Here is a 20,179-nt window from a genome sequence, read left to right on the forward strand (position 1 = left end):
CGCCATGTTGACCCTGATCGAGGGGGCCGAGATCTTCAGCCCCACCCACCTTGGCCAGCAGGATCTGCTGGTGGCTGATGGCCGCATTGCCTGGATGGGCAAGGGGTTGACGGTGCCCGCAAACTGGCCGTTGCACAGGGTCGATGGTCGAGGCCGCTATCTGGTGCCCGGGCTGGTGGATCCGCTGGCCCATATCACCGGCGGTGGCGGTGAGGGGGGCTTTGCCTTTCGCACCCCGGAGCTGGCGGCGAGCGAGGCGCTCAAGGCCGGCGTCACCACCCTGGTGGCGGCGCTTGGCACCGACAGCCTGACCCGCACTCCCGCGCAGGTGCTCGGCAAGGTGCGCGAGTTTCGCGCCGCCGGGGTGAGCGCCTTTATGTATACCGGCTCTTACCATCTGCCGGTCAAGACCCTGACCGGCACGGTGGAGTCGGACATCATCCTGATCCCCGAGGTATTGGGGGTGGGGGAGGTGGCCATCAGTGACCACAGATCCAGTGCGCCGACCCACGACGAGCTGGCCAGGCTTGCCAGCGAGGCGCGGGTGGCCGGGCTGCTTGCGGGCAAGAGCGGGGTCAGCTTCTTCCATGTCGGGGATGGCAAGGGGGCATTGGCGCCCCTGCGGGCCCTGCGCGATAAGACCGACATTCCGCTGCGCCAGCTCTATCCCACTCACTGCAACCGCAACCCCTGGCTCTTTGCCGAGGCCATCGAGTGGGGCAAGGCGGGAGGTTGGGTCGACCTCACCACCTCGAGCTTTCCCGATCTGCTGGAGGATGGCGAGCGGCTTGCCGCCGATGCACTCGTCGAGCTGCTGGCCGCCAATGTGCCTGCCGAGCGCATCACCTTCAGCTCGGATGCCAACGCCAGCCTGCCGCGCTTTGATGGCGAAGGGCGGCTAATCGAGATGCGCTGCGGTCAGATTGCCAGCCTGTGGCTGCAGTGCGTGCGCGCGACCCAACTCGGTGTCTCGCTGGAGAGGGCGTTGGCCGCGGTGACGAGCAATCCGGCACAGGCGCTGGGGCTCGGCAGCAAGGGGCGTATCGGGGTCGGGCAGGATGCGGATCTGCTGCTGGTGCACGGCCGTACGTTTGCTATCGAGCGAGTGATGAGTGGCGGCCAGTTGCGCGAATAAGGCTGCGGGCAATATCGTAGTCAGTGCGAGTGCGTAGTTGCTCCAACCAGCAAAAGCCCGACAACAAGGTCGGGCTTTTTTATCTGCAATGTGGAGATCAGGCTTAGATCGCCAGAAACCCGAGGATCAGGATGGGGCCGAGCAGGCTCAGGATAAAGCCGGAGACAATGGCCACCGGCACCACCTGAATGCCCCCTGATTTCTGGATGACCGGCAGGGTGAAGTCCAGCGCCGTGGCGCCGCCGTAACCGATGGCCGCCGAGGGGTGGCGTCGCATCAGGACCGGGATGATCAGAATGGCGATAAGCTCGCGCCCAAGATCGTTGATAAAGGCAGCAGAACCGAGCACCGGTCCCAGTTTGTCGGCCACCAGAATGCCGGAGAGCGAATACCAGCCGAAGCTCGAGCTCATCGCCAGACCATGGGTAAAGGGCATCCCCAGCAACTGGGCCGCCAGCAGGCTGCCCAGCCAGCTGCTGAGGATGACGGTGGCGGCTATCTTCATCCCCCAGGGGTTGAGCAGGATCTGGCGCAGTCGCATGCCGGAGTTGCGCATCTGCACCCCGATGAGAAACAGCAGCAGCATCAGGGCCCACTCGCTCCACTTGTCGATGGGCAGGGCGCGCAGATCCACCAGTAGACCCAGCAGCACACCGCCGAGCACCACAAAGCAGAGCTGCAGGGATTCCCACAACAGGTGCAACTTGCCCGGCATCTTGGCATCGCTCGCCTCGTGGGTCGGTGGCGTGCGCTTGTCGAGCCACCAGAGGGCCAGCAGGTTGCAGACCGTGATCGCGGTCAGCATCACCCCAGCGACCTTGAAGATCACCGCCAGATTGCTGCCCAGGTTCTCCACATAGGCAAGCCCGAGCCCCATCAGAAACAGAATGAGGTAGACCATCTTGCCCAGACTCTGGTTGACCAGCTTGATCAGCCGGGCAGAGGAGAGGGGAACCAGATAGCCGATTGCCAGTGGCAACAGGATCAGCAACACATTGAGCAGCATCGAGGCCTCGATCACAAAAACTGATAAAAACACCACCTTATCATTACTTATTGGCTCTGTGTCACATATCTCTCGCTTTCATGGCCGAAAACAGCCCTTTTGGGGGCGGATTGTTACTTTTTTGCCACAACCTCTCTGTTTGATAAGGTTCTGTGCGAGCCCGAGTGCACCAATGAAATCAAGTTGATCCAATCGGGGTGCCGATATTTCGCTCGGCAAGGGGGTGCATAAAGCCATTTTGGTGCCGGTTTGGCACACATCACGCTTTTCTCTTGCCACTGATATGATTGGGGTATAAAAAGGCGTTATCGGAATAGCCATTGAAACGGCTGTTTATGCAAACAAAGTGCTGAAAAATACGCAAAGAGCGAATAAAAATAGAGCGAATCTCCTGAAGACCCTCGTTCTGTATTGTTTTTTCACTATCCGGGTGATATTTTCGCTGAAGGTTGCCATCGGTTAACTTTTTGTTAAATGGACGATGGTTGAGTCACGCCCCCTGCGGCGTCTAGGGACAGACAAGGTTGTAATGGATGAGCGACGTTGCCGCACTGGAAGTACGTGATCTGCACAAATATTTTGGCACCCACGAAGTGCTCAAGGGCATCGACATGACCGCCCACAAGGGGGATGTGATCTCCCTTATCGGCTCCTCCGGCTCGGGGAAGTCGACCTTTCTTCGCTGTATCAATCTGCTCGAAACCCCCTCATCCGGCACCGTCTCGCTCCATGGCGAGCTGATCCGGATGAAAACCAGCCGCGCCGGCGAGCGGTTGCCCGAGGATATGCGTCAGGTTGAGCGGATCCGCAGCCGGCTGGCCATGGTGTTTCAAAGTTTCAATCTCTGGTCACACATGACCATCATGCAGAACATCATCGAAGTGCCGATCCAGGTGCTCAAGGTGCCTCGCGCCGAAGCACTGGCCAAGGCAGAGCAACTGCTCAACCGGGTTGGACTCTGGGAGCGGCGTGACTACTATCCCGGCCACCTCTCCGGTGGTCAGCAGCAGCGGGCCGCCATTGCCCGTGCGCTGGCGGTAGAGCCCGAGGTGATGCTGTTCGATGAACCCACCTCGGCGCTGGATCCCGAGCTGGTGGGAGAGGTGCTCGGCCTGATGCGCGAGCTGGCTGAAGAGGGGCGCACCATGCTGGTGGTGACCCACGAGATGTCGTTTGCCCGGGATGTATCGAACAAGGTGATGTTTCTGCATCAGGGACGGGTGGAAGAGGAGGGCAACCCCAAGGAGATTTTCGCCCATCCCAAATCCGAGCGGTTCAAGCAATTCATCTCCTCCATCTACTGATGGCGGGATGCCTGGTTACCCAATCAACTGTTTTATCAAGGAGAGATACATGAACAAGCTGATGCTGGCGACAGCCGTAGTTACTGCCCTCGCGTCCGGTAGCCTGATGGCCAAGGAGTGGAAAGAGGTCCGGATCGGGGTTGAGGGTGCCTATCCCCCCTTCTCCTGGACCGAACCCAGTGGCGAGGTGAAAGGTTTTGATATCGACATCGCCAACGCCCTGTGCGAAGAGATGAAAGTGAAGTGCACCCTGGTCAAGCAGGACTGGGACGGCATCATTCCGGCGCTGTTGTCGCGCAAGTTTGACGCCATCATCGCTACCATGGACATCACAGAAGAGCGCAAGAAGAAGGTGGACTTCACCCAGAAGTACCAGCACATTCCGGCCCGCTTCGCCGCCAAGAAGGGCACTGACGTGCAGCTCGACAAAGCCTTTATGGAAGGCAAGTCCGTCGCGGTGCAGCGTGCAACCTCCATGGATACCTTTATTACCGACAACTTCCCCAATGCCACCATCAAGCGTTACGGCACCGCCGATGAAGCCTATCTCGATCTGAAATCCGGTCGTGTGGACTATGTGCTGGCCGACTCTGCCGCCATCACCGACGGTCTGTTGAAGAAAGAGGGCGGTGATGCCTTTGAATTCGTCGGCCCGAAACTGACCGATCCCAAGTGGTTTGGCGAGGGTGCCGGTATTGCGGTGCGCAAGGCTGACAAGGATCTGAAAGAGAAATTCAACGCCGCCATTCTGGCGCTGCGTGCCAACGGCAAGTACAAGGAAATAAACGACAAGTACTTCGAGTTCGACGTTTACGGAGAGTAAAACAAAGAGACGTTTACGGCGAGTAAGTCCAAAGACGTCTACGGCAAGTAACGACAGGTTGATCCCGTCAGTAGTCATCGGGCCCGTCACCTCCCTGAGGGAGTTTACGGGCCCGCATTGATTGCAATGGAGCTGCACATATTTCATTCGGACTGCTATGGAGCCTTCTGGTTAGCAGGTGCGTGAAGATTCAGTGGCGATGGAGCTGCATATGTTTGATTTGAAAGGATACGAAGCCTCGCTGCTGGAGGGCGCCTGGGTCACCCTGGAAGTGGCGCTGGCCTCCCTGCTGCTGGCGTTGCTGCTGGGGATGCTGGGGGCGCTGGCCAAACTCTCTCCCTACAAGTGGGCCAGGGCCATCGCCACCGGCTACACCACCATCATTCGCGGCATCCCCGATCTGGTGCTGATGATGCTGCTCTTCTTTGGCGGCCAGGTGCTGATCAACGGTATCTGCACCTGGGTCAACGAGACTTACAACAGCTGGTTACTGGAGAGCAATCCCAATCAGGAGTGGGTCTCCCTGCTTCCGGACTATATCGACATCAGCCCCTTTGTGGCCGGTGTCGCGACCATCGGTTTTATCTTCGGCGCCTACATGACCGAGACCTTTCGCGGCGCCATTCTGGCGGTGGACAAAGGTGAGCTGGAGGCCGCACGGGCTTTTGGCATGCGGGCTACCCAGGTGTTTGTGCGGATCCTCTTCCCCCAGATGATGCGCCACGCTCTGCCCGGGTTTGGCAACAACTGGCTGGTGCTGCTGAAAACCACCGCGCTGGTCTCCATCATCGGCCTTGATGACATGGTGCGCAAAGCCTCGCTGGCGGCGGGCTCGACCCAGCAACCCTTCACCTTCTACATGGCGGTGGCGTTGATCTTCCTGATCTTCACCGCAGTCTCCACCTCGGCACTCAAGTGGGCCGAGCGTCACTATGCCATCAAGACGAGGTAAGCCATGGATTTCTCAATCATTCTCAAAGAGTGGCCCACCTATTGGGAGGGGCTCTATACCACCGTCTGGCTGGTGGCTCTCTCTCTGATCCTTGGGTTGATGCTGGCGGTGCCCATGGGCATCCTGCGCAATAGCCGCAACTGGCTGATCAAGGGGCCAATCTGGGCCTATATCTACTTCTTTCGCGGCACCCCGCTGCTGGTGCAGCTCTTTATCATCTACTACGGCGCCGCCCAGTGGGAGTGGCTGAAGAACAGTGCCGCCTGGTCGCTCTTCTCCGAAGCCTGGTTCTGTGCGCTGCTGGCCTTCACCCTCAATACCGCCGCCTATACCGCCGAGATCGTGCGCGGGGCGGTACACAATATGCCGCGCGGCCAGATTGAGGCAGCCAACGCCTTTGGCATGACCCGCTGGCAGACCCTGACCCGGATCATTTTGCCCAACTCGTTTCGTCGGGCACTGCCGGCTTACAGCAACGAGGTGATCTTCATGCTGCAAGGCTCGGCGGTGGCGGGCATCATCACCATCGTCGATCTGACCGGCGCGGCGCGGATCATCAACTCCCGCTACTACAGTCCGTTCGAGGCCTTTTTGACCGCAGGGCTGCTCTATATGCTGCTCACCTTTGTCATCGTCTGGCTGTTCAAGAAGTGGGAAGCGCGCTGGCACGCTCACCTGCGTCCGCGCAATGTGTAAGGGTTGAGCTGCCAAGATGAGCGAGAATGGCTCCGCCTGTTGCAGGTGGGGCCATTTTTATTTTCATCCTCTGCCCGCCCGGTTTGCTAAATAGTGCCCGAGCAGGGAGAATGCAGCACTCCCGAGCGCCGCCAGCTGTTGGCTGCATGCCTTATCCCCCAGTTCCCGAGTCCCGAGGTTTTATGTACCGGATTTTGTTTGAGCATCCCGCTTTCCTGGTTATCGACAAGCAGCCCGGCATAGGCATGCACGACGAGAAGGGGGACGGGGAGGCGGTCAATCCGGGGCTGGTCAATCGCGTGAAGGCCGATACCGGGTTCACCCTCTATCCGGTGCACCGGCTCGACAAGATGACCTCCGGCTTGGTGCTGCTGGCCCGCACCACAGAGGCGAACCGTGAGCTGAGCATGGCTTTTGCGGCCCGTGAGGTGAGCAAACAGTATCTGGCGCTCTCCGATCGCAAACCGAAGAAGAAGCAGGGTTGGGTGAAAGGGGATATGCAAAAGGGGCGTGGCGGCAGCTGGCTGCTGGCGCGCACGCTGGATAATCCTGCCATCAGCTGGTTCGATTCGGTGTCGGTGCGCGAAGGGCTGCGGCTCTATCGCGTCAAGCCCCAGACCGGCAAAACCCACCAGATCCGGGTTGCCCTCAAAAGTATCGGTGCCCCCATTCTCGGGGATGAGCGCTATGGCGGTACGCCAGCCGATCGCGGCTATCTGCACGCCTGGCGACTGAGTTTTAAGCTGGCGGGCGAGCCGTTCGATTTTGTCTGCCCGCCCGATGTGGGGAGTGAATTTGTCACCCCCGAGCTCATGGCCGCCATCGCAGCCCTTGCGCCCTGATGCTGATGCGCCCAGCACCTGACACCATGATCCATTCAGCGAAAGAGCGTGATCCTGACGGACGTGCGCCGCGCTGGATCCTGGCCGACTTTGACGACACCCTGGCCCCCGGCGACAGCCACGCCGGTCTGCTGCGCTATATCCTGTGCCGCCGGATCTGGCCGCTGCTGCTGTTGCCAGTGATTGCGCTGGGTGGGTTGGTCTATTTGTTGCCAAGTCAGCTGCTACCCAGCCAGCGGCGGCGCGGTATCTCCCTTATCTGGTGGGCCATCACGTTGGGGCTTTCCCCTTTGGACTGGCGCAAGCTGGTGCGCGCCTATTGCCGCATCAGGCCGGGACTGTTTCGTCAGGCTCGCGAGCTGCTGCAAAGCGAGGGGGCGCGCTGCTGGGTGATCTCCGCCAGCCCCTGCGCGCTGGTGCGAGCCCAGCTCTATCAGCAACTGCCCGGCCAGTTGCCCCACCGGATCATTGGCTCGCAGATGCACTACCGTTTTGGCGGCCTGATGCCGCGCTTCTATTGCCACGGTCAGCACAAGCTGCTGCCGGAGATCTGTGCCCTCGATGCCGAGCTGGCCTTGAGCGACAGCCTGCACGATCTGCCGCTGCTGGGGTTGGGGAAAGAGGCGTGGTTGATCAATCCGACGCCCACGCGACTGAAAAAAGCCCGGGCCCGCTTGCCCCATCTGATGATCAAAAACTGGCAACTGTAATGCAAAGCTGACAGCCATGCGGGTCGTCACCGTTTGATTCGCAGGGCTGTGGCTTGAATGTCACAATCCATTTACATCTTTTGCTGCCAGCTGCGAAAAACTATCTGCAGCCCGCCTCTTCTCTTCCTACTACGCCCTGCCTCTAATGAAACAAGTTGTTAACACTTGCTGCGCCGCTGCGTGCCGCAATCCGTTTTAACCGAATCAAGAGCAAGGAGCGCCCGATGAATGCCACCTCTTCCGCCACCCATACCATCAATCCGCTGAGCTCTAATCCGTTAGGGACGGACGGTTTCGAGTTTGTCGAGTACACGGCCCCCGATGCCAAGGGGATTGCCGCCCTCAAGAGCCTGTTCGTCTCGCTCGGGTTTGCCGAGGTCGCCAAGCACAAACACAAGCAGTGCTGGCTCTACCGGCAGGGGGATATCAACTTTGTGGTCAATGCCGAGCCCCACTCCCAGGCGGAGCAGTTTGCCAGCCTGCACGGGCCGAGCGTTTGCGGCATGGCGTTTCGGGTGAGTGATGCGGGCAAGGCCCAGCAGTTCGCCATTGCCAAGGGGGCCAAGCCCTTTATCGGCAAGATTGGCCCGATGGAGCTCAACATTCCCGCCATCTACGGTATCGGCGAGAGCACCCTCTCCTTTGTCGACCGCTATGGTGACAAGGGCTCCATCTATGACGTGGACTTTGTCTTCTACCCCGACTGGCAGGCCCGGATGGCAGAGGTGGATGCCGGTCTTATCGAGATCGATCACCTGACCCACAACGTCCATCGCGGCAATATGGATGTCTGGTCCAACTTCTATGAGCGGATCGGCAACTTCCGTGAAATTCGCTACTTCGATATCGAAGGCAAGCTGACTGGGCTGCACTCCCGTGCCATGACCGCCCCCTGCGGCAAGATCCGCATCCCTATCAACGAGTCGGCGGATGACAAGTCGCAGATCGAGGAGTATCTGCGCCAGTACAAGGGGGAGGGGATACAGCATATCGCACTCTCCTCGGCCGACATCTACCACACCATCCGCACCCTGCGCAGCCGCGGCACCGGCTTTATGCCGACACCGGATACCTACTACGAGAAGGTGAACAGCCGGGTCGAGGGGCATCAGGAGGATCTGGCTGCCCTCAAAGAGCTGCGCATCCTCATCGACGGCTCCCCCACCAAGGATGGCATCCTGCTGCAGATCTTTACCGATACCGTGATTGGTCCGGTCTTCTTCGAGATCATCCAGCGCAAGGGCAACGAAGGGTTTGGCGAGGGCAATTTCAAGGCGCTGTTTGAATCGATCGAGCTGGACCAGATCCGCCGTGGCGTGCTGGATGGCGGTGAGGATGAGAAGGGGGCCCGTAAAGAGGGAGCGAACAATGCGTAACTGGATTAACTTTCCCCACCGGGAGGGGACCCACTCCCGACAGGCCCATGCCGACCTGCCCCAGCAGGCCATCTATGAGCGCGAACTGGGGCGCAGCGGCTTTTTCGGCCCCGCCACCCACATGCACCACAAGCATGCCCCCACCGACTGGAGCAGTTGGGAAGGGCCGCTGCGGCCACGGCTGTTTGACCTCAATGCCCTGCAAGAGGAGGTGAGCTCGCTCTCCCCCTGGGTGGCCCCCGATATTCTCAGCAACCCACACTGTCGCTACCGTATCTGGCGGCTCTCCGAGGCGATGCCGTTTCTGGTGCGCAACGCCGATGGCGACGAGTTGCTCTTTATCCACGAGGGGGGCGGCGAGTTCTTCTGCGACTACGGCCACCTGACTCTGCGGGACGGCGACTACGTGGTGATCCCCCGCGGTACCATGTGGCGCATCGAGCCGACAGCGCCCCTGTTCATCCTGATGATCGAGGCGACCAACGACAGCTACCAGCTGCCGGACAAGGGGCTGGTGGGCAATCACGCCATCTTTGATCCGGCGGCTCTGGATGTGCCCGCCATCAACGAACGCTTTTTGGCTCAGCAGGATGAGAACCCCTGGTCGCTGCAGGTCAAACGCCACGATCAGGTGTCGGTCATCACCTGGCCGTTCAACCCGTTGGATGCACAAGGGTGGCACGGCGACTTGTGCGTGGTGCGTCTCAACTGGCGGGATATCCGCCCGCTGATGAGCCACCGCTACCATCTGCCGCCGTCGGCCCACTCCACCTTTGTGGCGAGCCGCTTCGTGATTTGTACCTTCGTACCGCGCCCCATCGAGAGCGATCCCGGCGCCCTCAAGGTGCCCTTCTATCACAGTAATGACGATTACGACGAAGTGCTCTTCTACCACGCCGGAGACTTTTTCAGCCGGGACAATATCGAGCGGGGCATGGTCACCTTCCATCCCGCCGGATTCACCCACGGCCCCCATCCCAAGGCGTTTGCGGCAGGGCAGGCCTATGCCAAGAAGTTCACCGACGAGGTGGCGGTGATGCTCGACACCCGCGATGCGCTGAACGTCGGCAGTCTGTGCGAAGGGATCGAGAACACCCGGTATGTCTCCAGCTGGCAGCGCCCGGACGCTGCTGCCGGCAAATAAGGAATCGCTTATGAAATTGGCAACATTGAACAATGGCAAGCGCGATGGCGTTTTGGTGGTAGTGAGCCGGGATCTGACCCAGGCGGTGCGGGTGAGCGAGATTGCTCCCACCCTGCAGGCCGCCCTCGACGAGTGGGCCGAGGTTGCCCCCAGGCTGGAGGCTGTCTATCAGCAGCTTAACGAGGGCCGCGTGGCCGAGGCGTTCCCCTTTGACGAAGCGTCTTGCCTCTCTCCGCTGCCGCGCGCCTATCAGTGGGCCGATGGCAGCGCCTACGTCAACCATGTGGAGCTGGTGCGCAAGGCGCGCGGCGCCGAGATGCCGGAGAGCTTCTGGCACGATCCGTTGATGTATCAGGGGGGCTCCGATAGCTTCCTCGCCCCCCGTGGGCCGATTGTCATGGGCTCCGAGGAGTGGGGGATCGATTTCGAGTCGGAAGTGGCCATCATCACCGACGACGTGCCGATGGGGGTGAGCCCGCAGGGGGCCGCCAGCCACGTCAAATTGCTGATGCTGGTCAATGACGTGAGCCTGCGCAACCTCATTCCGGGGGAGCTTGCCAAGGGCTTTGGCTTCTTCCAGTCCAAACCATCCAGCGCCTTCTCGCCGGTGGCCATCACCCCGGACGAGCTGGGCGATGATTGGCGTGATGGCAAAGTGCATCTGCCGCTTCTGACCCACCTCAACGGTGCCCTGTTTGGTGCGCCCGAAGCCGGGGTGGACATGACCTTCAACTTCTTCGAGCTGATTGCCCATGCCACCAAGACCCGCCCCCTTGGTGCGGGCTGCATCATCGGCTCGGGCACCGTCTCCAACTACGATCGCAGCGCCGGTTCATCCTGCATTGCTGAGCGCCGCATGCTGGAAATTCTTGATTGTGATCAAGCTATAACCCCCTATTTGCAGTTTGGTGATAGAGTGTCGATCGCGATGGAAGATCGCTCTGGCCAAAACCTATTTGGCACCATCTCTCAACAGGTGGTGCCAGCGAGCGGTCAGGGAGGTTGATGGCCAGCGCCGGTTGGCGGCAAACCTATTCGGGATATGTCCGGATCACGACGAGCCTTCAACCGGTGCCGGATACACAAGGAGGCAGGTGGCGAGCACCTGCCGGGCTTCGGGCCCAGATAAGATGCAGGGACAGATTATGTTGCAGTTGTTTGGCTATTGGCGTTCGTCGGCAAGTTTTCGGGTGCGGATCGTATTGCAGCTCAAGGGGCTCGCCTACGAGCAGCATCCCATCAATTTGCGGCAAGGCGAGCAGAGCGAGAAGGCTTATCGCCGGATCAACCCCCAAGGGCTGGTGCCGTTTCTAGTGGATGGCGATGTGCAGATCGGTCAGTCGGTCGCCATCATGGAGTACCTTGACGAGACCTATCCCGCCTATTCTCTGATGCCCTCTTCCCCCGACGCGCGGGCCCGGGTGCGCCAGATCGTCAACATGATCGCCTGTGATATTCACCCGCTCAACAATCTGCGGGTGCTCAACTATCTGGAAGAGCACTTCAGGGCCAACAACGAGCAGGAGGCTCGCTGGTATCGCCACTGGATTGACGAGACTTTCACCGCCCTCGAACAGCTGTTGATGACCACCGCCGGTGTCTACTGCGTCGGCAACGAGGTGACCCTGGCCGACTGCATGTTGGTGCCCCAGGTCTACAACGCCCGCCGCTACGACATGACCCTGGACGATTACCCCACCATCCGCCGCATCGTCGCCAACTGCGAACAGTTGCAAGCCTTTATCAAGGCCGCCCCCGCCAACCAGCCGGATGCGCAGGGGTAACTATGATTTCTCACGCAAGCCAACGTTAGAAGGAGTTAATGATGGGGATTAAGCCTGGTCCAAAAAGGAAAAATGAAGATGGAACACCGGATAAACGACAAAGGGTCACACCTGAAAAGCAAAAAGATCATCCAGACCTTAAGCCGCATAAACACAAGCCCGGCCATTGAAATGAAGGCAGCTTTATAAGCTGCCTTCATTCTTGGTATCACTTAATTAGCATCGACAAAAATCATATCACTGCTTTGTTCGAAGATATAAAATCTTTAGTGTTGACCCCGGTGCTGGCCGCTCCTCCGTAATAAACAAATCTGTTTTTGCCTTAACAAGATCGGAGAGTTTTTTGAAGCCATAAAGTCTAGAATCGAAGTCAGGTTGTAATTTTGTGAGATAACTACCAAAAGTTCCCAGTTGCGCCCAACCAGCATCGTCACTTGACTGTTCTAGCGCAGCTAAAAGAAATTTTGCAGGGAAAATTGGTTTTGTTTCTGATGGTGAGTGATGTTCTATCGGTTTATTTTCGTTTTCAACTTTCTTATCTAATATTGTTTGCTGGGTGGCAGCACCTGGGCGAAGGAATTCAGTAAACACAAACTTATGACAGGCATTGCGAAAAGCATCAGGGGTCTTTTTTTCACCGAAACCAAGAACAGTAAGCCCCTCTTCACGTAGCCTCATAGCAAGACCAGTGAAATCTGAGTCGCTTGTTATAAGACAAAAACCATCGAATTTTCGTGTGTAGAGCAGGTCCATAGCGTCGATTATTAAGGTGCTGTCAGTAGCATTTTTTCCTGTGGTGTATGCGAACTGCTGGATAGGTTTTATGGCATATTGCTGCAATACTTTTTTCCAAGATGCACTTGTTGGGGCAGTAAAGTCGCCATATATACGCTTTACCGTAGCCTCCCCAAATCGAGCTATCTCTGCCAACAGTCCCTCAATTACTGCAGCTTGGGCATTGTCGGCATCAATGAGTACAGCTAAGCGGAGAGTAGGCTCTTCTGCTTCAATTTTTGCAACTAGTCGTGGTGATACCAAGGTAACTCCTATGCTCTGACATTCTAGCTTAGCACTGTAATGATATTTAATTGACTGGGATCAATCTCAGCCGTATGTATATGGTGGCTAATAACATCGCTACCATATTACTTAGCTAGATGAGGATTATTTATCATATCCACGGAAGAGTTATCAAATAATTCTATTCGAGATATATCCGATTAAAAGTAAAAAACCCCTCTCAGGAGGGGCTTTATGCTATCCGAGGTTGTGCCTTGGCTTAGTATCCCTGCTGGTGCACGTCCATCACGGCGCGGCCTGACGGGTCGGCCATCTCTTTGAACTTGGCATCCCACTCCAGCGCGGTAGGAGTGGAGCAGGCGACCGACTTGCCGTAGGGCACGGTGCGGGCGGCCGCTTCCAGCGGGAAGTGCTCGTCGAAGATGGCGCGGTAGAAGTAGGCCTCCTTGGTGAGCGGGGTGTTGATGGGGAAGCGGAATGCAGCTGCCTCGAACATCTGATCCGTCACTTCCTGTTCCACCATGGCTTTCAGGCTGTCGATCCATGAATAACCCACGCCGTCTGAGAACTGCTCCTTCTGGCGCCATGCCACTTCGTGGGGCAGCAGATCTTCGAACGCTTCGCGCAGGATATGCTTCTCGATCTTGCCCTTGCCACACATCTTGTCGGCGGGCTGCAGGCGCATCGCCACGTCCATGAACTCCTTGTCGAGGAAGGGCACGCGACCCTCCACCCCCCAGGCGGCCATCGACTTGTTGGCACGCAGGCAGTCATAGAGGTGCAAAGAGGCGAGCTTGCGCACGTTCTCTTCGTGGAACTCGCGAGCGTTGGGCGCCTTGTGGAAGTAGAGGTAGCCACCAAACAGCTCGTCGGAGCCTTCGCCGGAGAGCACCATTTTGATCCCCATCGCCTTGATGTAACGAGCCATCAGGTACATGGGCGTGGAGGCTCGGATGGTGGTGACGTCATAGGTCTCGAGGTGATAGATGACGTCGCGCAGGGCATCCAGACCCTCCTGCACGGTGAAGTGGATCTGGTGGTGGATGGTGCCCAGATGGTCAGCCACCTTGCGGGCGGCGGCGAGATCCGGCGACCCTTCCAGACCGACGGCGAAGGAGTGCAGTTGCGGCCACCAGGCTTCGCTCTTGCCATCGTCCTCGATGCGGCGCGCCGCATAGAGTTTGGTAATGGCGGAGATAACGGAGGAGTCCAGCCCGCCGGAGAGCAGCACGCCATAGGGCACGTCACACATCAGCTGGCGCTTGACCGCGGCTTCCAGCGCGGCTTTCAGCTCGGCTTTGTCGCTGACGTTGTGCTCGACCGCGCTGTATTCCATCCAGTCGCGCTTGTACCACTGTTTGAGCTCGCCATCCTTGCTCCACAGGTAGTGTCCCGGCGGGAAGGTTTCGACGCTCTTGCAGACCGGCACCAGCGCCTTCATCTCGGAGGCGACATAGAAGTTGCCGTGCTCATCGCGACCGGTATAGAGGGGGATGATCCCCATGTGGTCGCGACCAATCAGGTAGGCATCCTGTTCGGCGTCATAGAGGATAAAGGCAAAGATGCCGTTGAGATCGTCGAGAAACGCCGGGCCCTTCTCCTTGTAGAGAGCGAGCAGCACTTCACAGTCGGATTTGGTCTGGAACTGGAAATCGACCTTGAGGGTTTTCTCCAGCTCTTTGTGGTTGTAGATCTCGCCGTTGACCGCCAGCACATGGGTGCGCTCGGGGTTGTAGAGCGGCTGGGCGCCATTGCCCGGGTCGACGATGGCCAGACGCTCGTGCACCAGAATGGCTTTGTCTGAGCTATAGACGCCGGACCAGTCAGGCCCGCGGTGACGCAGTCGCTTGGACATCTCCAGCGCCGATTTGCGCAGGGCTACTGCATCGGACTTGATATCCAGAATGCCGAAAATTGAACACATTGGCGGTAATCCTCTTGATTTTTATGTGAGCCCCCCACGTTTGGGCTCGAAATTCCATTTACATTCCTCGTCAGACACAATGCCTAGCGGAAAAACCTTTTGCAAGCGGGAAAACCGCAGAAAATCATGCCGTAAGCGTCAAGCGGATCAACAGGATAAGGGCTGCTGCAACGGGGCAGGGTGACGTGAACGTCAAGCCGAGGCGGGTTCGAAGATGACATAGACCTTGCGACAGGGGGTAAGGGTCTCCCACTCGCCGACAAAACCGGCCGGAATCACGAATTGATCGCCGGGTTTGAGGGCCAGCTGGCCGCCCAGACTGTCGTGGATCACCACATCCCCCTCCAGCAGTTGGCAATACTCGTGCTCGGTGTAGTGGATGGCCCAGCGGCCAGGCTCGCAGCTCCAGAAGCCCACGTGAAACTGCTGGCTTGGGTCGGAGTAGTGGTTCCACACCGTTTGCGCCGGGTTGCCCGCTTTAATGCGCTCGGGGGCTGGCATCAGCGGGGTAGGGGCCGCCTCGTGGCGGCCCGGCAAAATCCAGTCGTTGAGGGTCTTCATGGTGCCTCCCTGGCAATGGGGATATGAAAGCGGGGCCATCCCGGCCCCGCGTTTGTTCGTTTTATTAAACGAGGTTGTGCATAACTTAAACGATGCGTTCCTCCTTGCCAAGAGCCCTTGCCAAGGGCTGCTGGCCGATAAGTCAAAGCGGCTGCAAGCGGCGGATCACATGGCGGGCAAAGCCGCTGCCCGCCTCGTTGTAGACGTTGAACACCGCATCCACCCCCTGCTCCTGCAAGGAGGCGATATCATCCTCGAAGCGGACGATGGCGGCGATCTTGCCGTTGAATCCGTGGCTGCGCAGCTTCTCGATGGCGTAGAGATTCCCCGAATGGTGGGGCATCGCCAGCAGCACCAGATTGACCTGATTGGAGAGCAGCACCTTGTCCCAGAAGTCGGTATCGGTGGCATCCCCCTCGATGACGTTCATCCCCTGGGCGCGCAGGGTGGGTAGCTTCTCGCTGTCGTTCTCCACCCCGAGGATGACGTTGCCGTACTTGTTCTCCAGCTCGAAGTAGGCCCCCTGACCGATCCGCCCCATGCCGAGGATGATCACCTCCGCATCGCCCAATTCGATGGGTCTGTCTTCCGGATGGAGGTTGCTTGCCTGCAATCCCCGCAGCCAGTGGCCGATGCGGTGATAAATGCGCTCGCTCTGGGCATTGAGCGGGGCGGAGATCATAAAGCTCGCCGCCAGTGCCAGCGAGACCGCCACCAGCCACTCGTGGGAGAGCCAGCCCGCCTTGGCGGCGATGGCGGCGACGATCAGGCCAAACTCCGAGAAGTTGGTGAGCGCCAGGGTCGAGAGCAGGGCGGTACGCACCCGCAGGTGTGCGCCGCTGTAGACCAGATAGTAGAGGACACTTTTGAGCGGCAGGGCCAGCACCAGCGCCAGTGCCAGCAGCATGGTGTCGTGGGTCGGCAGGCCGTTGAGGCCGATGGTGAGAAAGAAGCAGACCAGAAAGAGGTCTTTGAGGTTAAAGAGCGCCTTGGCAAGCCCTGCCGCAGCCGGATGAGAGGCGAGCATCATGCCGATGATCAGTGCCCCGAGATCCGGTTTGAGGCCGACCACTTCAAAACCGGCGGCCCCGACCACCAGCGCCAAAAACACCCCGAACAGCACCTGCAGCTCGCCGTGCCCGGCACGCTCCAGCAGCTTGAACAGCAGCGGGCGCAGCAGCGGCAATCCCAGTACCCAGAGCGCCCAGATACTGGGCCACTTGCCGCTGGAGAAGGCCAGAAACGCCACGGCGAACACATCCTGCATCACCAGCACCCCGATGGCGATGCGGGCGTAGAGGGCATTCATGTCGCTGCGATCTTCCAGCACCTTGACCGCAAAGACAGTGCTGGAGAAGGAGAGGGCAAAGCCCAGCAGCAGCGCCAGCTTCCAGTCCAGCGACAGGGCAAGTTCAAGCCCCAGTCCCTTGCAGACCAGCAGTACCACGGTAAAGAGCAGGGTGGAGAGCAGCAGGTGCAGGCTGGTGGTACCCCACACATCGCGCCGCATCAGGGTCTTGATATTGAGCTTGAGACCGATGGTGAACAGCAGCAAGGTGACGCCGAGATCGGCTACCTCGCTCAGGGCAGGAGTATTTTCATATCCCATGCCGTTGAGGATAAAACCGGCGGCCAGAAAGCCGAGCAGGGGGGGCAGGCCAATCAGATTGACTACCATGCCGCAGCCAAAGGCCACAGCGATCAGAATGGGTTCCATAACAGATCCTGCAAGGGCAGGAGAGACCTGCCCTGTTTAACGCTTGGGTGGTGATTAGACGATATCGATGTCGACCACGGAGTCGAAAATATGGTTCGGGCGAAACGGCATGCGGTCGATATCGGCGACCTTGCTCACCCCGGAGAGCACCAGCACCGTTTCGAGACCGGCCTGAAAGCCCGCCAGAATGTCGGTGCGCAGGTTGTCGCCGATGATGATGGTGTCGTCGGAGTGGGCCTCCATCCGGTTGAGCGCCGCACGGATGATCCAGGCGCTTGGCTTGCCGACATAGAACGGCTTCTTGCCGGTCATCCGCTCGATGGGGGCGCACAGGGCGCCGCAGGCCGGGTGCATCATGGGGCCGTGGGTATCGGGGTTGGTGGCGATAAAGCGGGCCCCCTGATCGACGAACTTGGCCCCCTGTTGCATCATGGTCCAGTTGTAGTTGCGGGTCTCGCCCACCACCACGAAGTCCGGGTCTATGTCGGTGATGGTAAAGCCGGCCTTGTAGAGCTCGTGGGTCAGCGCCCCTTCACCGATCACATAGGCCTTCTTGCCATCCTGACGCTTGAGGAAGTCGGCGGTGCCCATGGCGGAGGTGTAGAAGCACTCCTCCGGCACTTCGATACCTGCGGAGCGGAAGCGGTTTTGCAGATCTTTCTGGGTCTGGGCCGGGTAGTTGGTGAGGAACAAGAGCTTGCTGCCCTGCTCCAGCAGGCGATGGACGAAACGGTCGGCACCGGGGATGAGATCGTTGTTGTGCAGGATGACACCGTCGATATCGCAGATGACGTTCTTCTTCATGAAAACTCCTTGTCAGGGCGCAGGCGAGCCGCCAATCGTTAAGATGTTCAATCATTTATGATTTTTGTGACGCCATTATAAGTCTGTTTGATGACAAGTCTCCCCTGTCTCGCCACTTCGGTGCACAATAAAGCTGCCGTCGGGTCAGTCTGGTGGAGGGGCTGACGCCGGATCACTTTGCTGATGGAGCCGTCGCTATGGACACCCCGATTCCCAAGCCAGTCACCCCCGAACACCTCACTGCCGCGCAATTTATCGCCGGACTGCCGAAACTGGAGCTGCACCTGCATATCGAGGGCAGCCTCGAACCCGAGCTGATGTTTGAGCTGGGCCGCCGCAACGGTGTGCCATTGCCCTGGCCCGACGTGGCCAGTGTGCGCGCCGCCTATGACTTTGACTGCCTGCAATCCTTTCTCGACCTCTACTATCGCGGTGCCAGCGTGCTGGTGACCGAGCAGGATTTCTTCGACCTCACCTGGGCCTATCTTGAGCGTTGCGCTGCCGACAAGGTGGTGCATGTGGAGATCTTCTTCGACCCGCAGACCCACACTGCCCGCGGTATCTCCTTTGCTACCGTGCTCGGCGGCATCGAGCGGGCGCTGCAGCGCGGGGAGCAGGAGTTTGGCATCAGCTGGCGGCTGATCATGAGCTTTTTGCGCCACCTGAGCGAGGATGAAGCGTTCGTTACGTTGGAAGAGGCTATGCCCTTCCTGTCGCGCATTCATGGCATCGGCCTCGACTCGGGGGAGAAGGGCAATCCGCCGACCAAGTTTGCCCGGATTTTTGCCAAATGCCGCGAGCTGGGGCTGCCGGTAGTGGCTCATGCGGGGGAAGAGGGGCCTGCCGACTACATCTGGCAGGCGATCAACGAGCTGCAGGTGCGGCGCATCGATCACGGGGTGCGCTCGGCCGATGATCCCGAGCTGCTGCGCTATCTGGCGGATACCCGCTTGCCGCTCACCGTCTGCCCCCTCTCCAACACCCGGCTCAAGGTGTTCGGCAATATGGCCCAGCACAATGTGTTGCGGCTGCTGGAGCAGGGGCTCTGCGTCACCATCAACTCGGACGATCCCGCCTACTTTGGCGGCTATATGAATGCCAACTTTGTGGCGCTGGCCGAGGGCCTTGGCGCGACCATGTGTCAGCTCTGCCGCTTGTCGCTCAATGCGGTGGAGGCGAGCTGGCTCTCTGTGGCCGACAAGGCGCGCCTGACCCGGGAGATCCGCAGTTATGCCGCAACTCACGGGGTGATCCTGCACTAAGTCCGATCCTGTGGAAGTCGAGATAAAGAGAGGCCCGTCATCACTGGCGGGCCTCTTTCGTTTCAATGGTCGGTGTGGTTATCGGGGGAGGTCAGCGTTATGCCACCCGCACCAGAAACTTCTCGCCCTGTCCTTCGCGCTTGAAGCGCTCGAGCAGGGTGGGCAGTTCCTCAAAGTCGCCGACCACCAGCGGCGGCAGGGTCAGCTCACCGCTCGCCATCTGCTCCATCATGGCGACACCGGCGGCCACCAGTCGGCTCCACTGCTTGTCGGTGCCAAAGGCGTGCTGGGCGCCCAGCGCAATCTCGTGCAATGAGTGGCAATGGCTAAAGGCGGGCAACGGATTGTGCGGGATGCGCCCGAGCACAGTCACCATGTGACCGTAGTAGCCAAGGGCGGGCAGCAGGCTCTCTGCCTGTTGGCTGGAGACCAGATCGATGATCCCCTCAAACGGCTCGTTGCCGTTGGCAGTCTGCAAGGTGGCCAGCCAGTCGGGATCCCGATAATCGGCCACCCCCTGCACACCTATCTGCTTGAGCCACTGATGGTGGCGTGGACTGGCGCTGGCAAAGACCCGCGCTCCTTGCTTGAGGGCGAGCTGTACCGCAAAACGGCCGACACTGCTGCCGGCACCTGTGATGAGCAGCGCTTCCCCGTGCAGGCGCGGCAGCTTGGCCAGCGCCTGCCAGGCGGTGAGGCCGGGACAGGGCAGGGCGGCGGCCGCCTCGTCACTCAGGGCATCAGGCACCGGCAGCAGGGCGCGGGCCGGTACTCTAGTGTGGCGGGCAAAGCTGCCGTGGTGGCGCAGATCGGTGTGGTAGGCGACCCGGGCACCGAGACGCAGATGGCTGACGTTGGCGCCGAGGGCCACGATAGTGCCCATGCCATCGACGCCGGGCACCTGACCGTCGTGCCAGTTGGAGTGGCCATATTCGATCAGCTTCCAGTCCACCGGATTGAAGGCGATGACCCGGTTTGCCACCAGCACCTCGTCAGGGACGAGCGGTGCCAGGGGCAGATCGGCGAGGGTAAGCTGGGTCGGTTCACCGGGGGCATGCCAGCACCAGGCTTGGGTGTGATTCATGATGACTCCTTGTGAAAGCGAGGGGAGAGAACAAC

20 protein-coding genes are annotated in these 20,179 nt (G+C 59.4%); 13 read left to right on the forward strand and 7 right to left on the reverse strand.

Annotation, left to right across the window (positions count from 1 at the left end):
* Positions 1 to 4 precede the first annotated feature (4 nt).
* The gene (iadA, locus tag AB5Y83_RS02400) at positions 5 to 1,135 is read left to right on the forward strand and encodes a beta-aspartyl-peptidase (RefSeq protein ID WP_368174637.1); all 1,131 of its coding nucleotides are present in this window, start codon (positions 5 to 7) and stop codon (positions 1,133 to 1,135) included.
* 103 nt (positions 1,136 to 1,238) lie between these two features.
* Here the strand turns inward: iadA and AB5Y83_RS02405 are convergent, their stop codons facing one another.
* Entirely contained in the window at positions 1,239 to 2,141 is a 903-nt protein-coding gene (locus AB5Y83_RS02405) for a lysine exporter LysO family protein (RefSeq protein ID WP_194494563.1), read from the reverse strand.
* 533 nt (positions 2,142 to 2,674) lie between these two features.
* On the opposite strand from AB5Y83_RS02405, the gene AB5Y83_RS02410 reads away from it, so the two are divergent.
* The 11 genes from AB5Y83_RS02410 (at position 2,675) to AB5Y83_RS02460 (ending at position 11,942) form a co-directional block, all read left to right on the forward strand.
* Positions 2,675 to 3,445 (forward strand): ABC transporter ATP-binding protein, encoded by a 771-nt coding sequence (locus tag AB5Y83_RS02410; RefSeq protein WP_005337310.1) that lies wholly within the window; start codon positions 2,675 to 2,677, stop codon positions 3,443 to 3,445.
* A 49-nt stretch (positions 3,446 to 3,494) separates the two neighbouring features.
* Positions 3,495 to 4,268, forward strand: a complete 774-nt coding sequence (locus tag AB5Y83_RS02415; protein ID WP_005337307.1) for an ABC transporter substrate-binding protein — start codon at positions 3,495 to 3,497, stop codon at positions 4,266 to 4,268.
* Between the two features lie 211 nt (positions 4,269 to 4,479).
* Positions 4,480 to 5,220, forward strand: coding sequence for an ABC transporter permease (locus AB5Y83_RS02420; protein ID WP_005352911.1), 741 nt, complete (start codon positions 4,480 to 4,482; stop codon positions 5,218 to 5,220).
* A gap of 3 nt (positions 5,221 to 5,223) precedes the next feature.
* On the forward strand, positions 5,224 to 5,916 hold the full coding sequence (locus AB5Y83_RS02425; RefSeq protein WP_005337302.1) for an ABC transporter permease: 693 nt from the start codon (positions 5,224 to 5,226) through the stop codon (positions 5,914 to 5,916).
* Positions 5,917 to 6,098: 182 nt separating this feature from the next.
* Entirely contained in the window at positions 6,099 to 6,758 is a 660-nt protein-coding gene (locus tag AB5Y83_RS02430) for a TIGR01621 family pseudouridine synthase (RefSeq protein WP_368174638.1), read from the forward strand.
* 26 nt (positions 6,759 to 6,784) lie between these two features.
* Positions 6,785 to 7,468 (forward strand): HAD family hydrolase, encoded by a 684-nt coding sequence (locus AB5Y83_RS02435; RefSeq protein WP_368174639.1) that lies wholly within the window; start codon positions 6,785 to 6,787, stop codon positions 7,466 to 7,468.
* A 224-nt stretch (positions 7,469 to 7,692) separates the two neighbouring features.
* Positions 7,693 to 8,844, forward strand: a complete 1,152-nt coding sequence (gene hppD, locus AB5Y83_RS02440; RefSeq protein WP_368174640.1) for a 4-hydroxyphenylpyruvate dioxygenase — start codon at positions 7,693 to 7,695, stop codon at positions 8,842 to 8,844.
* Positions 8,837 to 9,988 carry a homogentisate 1,2-dioxygenase gene (locus AB5Y83_RS02445; protein ID WP_368174641.1) on the forward strand — a complete coding sequence of 384 codons (1,152 nt, stop codon included), beginning with the start codon at positions 8,837 to 8,839 and terminating at the stop codon, positions 9,986 to 9,988. Before hppD ends, AB5Y83_RS02445 begins: the two co-directional genes overlap by 8 nt.
* A 10-nt stretch (positions 9,989 to 9,998) precedes the next feature.
* Positions 9,999 to 10,994 carry a fumarylacetoacetate hydrolase family protein gene (locus AB5Y83_RS02450; RefSeq protein ID WP_368174642.1) on the forward strand — a complete coding sequence of 332 codons (996 nt, stop codon included), beginning with the start codon at positions 9,999 to 10,001 and terminating at the stop codon, positions 10,992 to 10,994.
* Between the two features lie 139 nt (positions 10,995 to 11,133).
* On the forward strand, positions 11,134 to 11,772 hold the full coding sequence (gene maiA / locus AB5Y83_RS02455; protein ID WP_031227742.1) for a maleylacetoacetate isomerase: 639 nt from the start codon (positions 11,134 to 11,136) through the stop codon (positions 11,770 to 11,772).
* A 38-nt stretch (positions 11,773 to 11,810) separates the two neighbouring features.
* The gene (locus AB5Y83_RS02460) at positions 11,811 to 11,942 is read left to right on the forward strand and encodes a hypothetical protein (RefSeq protein WP_257622126.1); all 132 of its coding nucleotides are present in this window, start codon (positions 11,811 to 11,813) and stop codon (positions 11,940 to 11,942) included.
* A gap of 67 nt (positions 11,943 to 12,009) precedes the next feature.
* Here the strand turns inward: AB5Y83_RS02460 and AB5Y83_RS02465 are convergent, their stop codons facing one another.
* From AB5Y83_RS02465 to AB5Y83_RS02485, 5 genes are all read right to left on the reverse strand, one after another.
* Positions 12,010 to 12,810 (reverse strand): NYN domain-containing protein, encoded by an 801-nt coding sequence (locus AB5Y83_RS02465; protein ID WP_021231447.1) that lies wholly within the window; start codon positions 12,808 to 12,810, stop codon positions 12,010 to 12,012.
* 241 nt (positions 12,811 to 13,051) lie between these two features.
* Entirely contained in the window at positions 13,052 to 14,716 is a 1,665-nt protein-coding gene (asnB, locus tag AB5Y83_RS02470; protein WP_005361356.1) for an asparagine synthase B, read from the reverse strand.
* A 192-nt stretch (positions 14,717 to 14,908) separates the two neighbouring features.
* Positions 14,909 to 15,277, reverse strand: coding sequence for a cupin domain-containing protein (locus AB5Y83_RS02475; RefSeq protein WP_005352797.1), 369 nt, complete (start codon positions 15,275 to 15,277; stop codon positions 14,909 to 14,911).
* Positions 15,278 to 15,419: 142 nt separating this feature from the next.
* Complete coding sequence (locus AB5Y83_RS02480; protein ID WP_005337288.1) at positions 15,420 to 16,994, reverse strand: cation:proton antiporter family protein; 1,575 nt, start codon at positions 16,992 to 16,994, stop codon at positions 15,420 to 15,422.
* Between the two features lie 54 nt (positions 16,995 to 17,048).
* A complete protein-coding gene (locus AB5Y83_RS02485) occupies positions 17,049 to 17,798 on the reverse strand; it encodes an HAD-IIA family hydrolase (RefSeq protein ID WP_005337281.1) in 750 nt (249 codons plus the stop codon).
* Between the two features lie 197 nt (positions 17,799 to 17,995).
* Between AB5Y83_RS02485 and AB5Y83_RS02490 the strand changes: the two genes are divergently transcribed.
* Positions 17,996 to 19,060, forward strand: coding sequence for an adenosine deaminase (locus tag AB5Y83_RS02490; protein ID WP_368174643.1), 1,065 nt, complete (start codon positions 17,996 to 17,998; stop codon positions 19,058 to 19,060).
* A gap of 97 nt (positions 19,061 to 19,157) precedes the next feature.
* Here AB5Y83_RS02490 and AB5Y83_RS02495 read toward each other — a convergent pair whose 3' ends face one another.
* Entirely contained in the window at positions 19,158 to 20,144 is a 987-nt protein-coding gene (locus AB5Y83_RS02495) for a zinc-binding dehydrogenase (protein ID WP_368174644.1), read from the reverse strand.
* Between the last annotated feature and the right edge of the window lie 35 nt (positions 20,145 to 20,179).

The organism is Aeromonas sp. R5-4 (assembly GCF_040908215.1).
GTDB lineage: Bacteria > Pseudomonadota > Gammaproteobacteria > Enterobacterales > Aeromonadaceae > Aeromonas > Aeromonas veronii.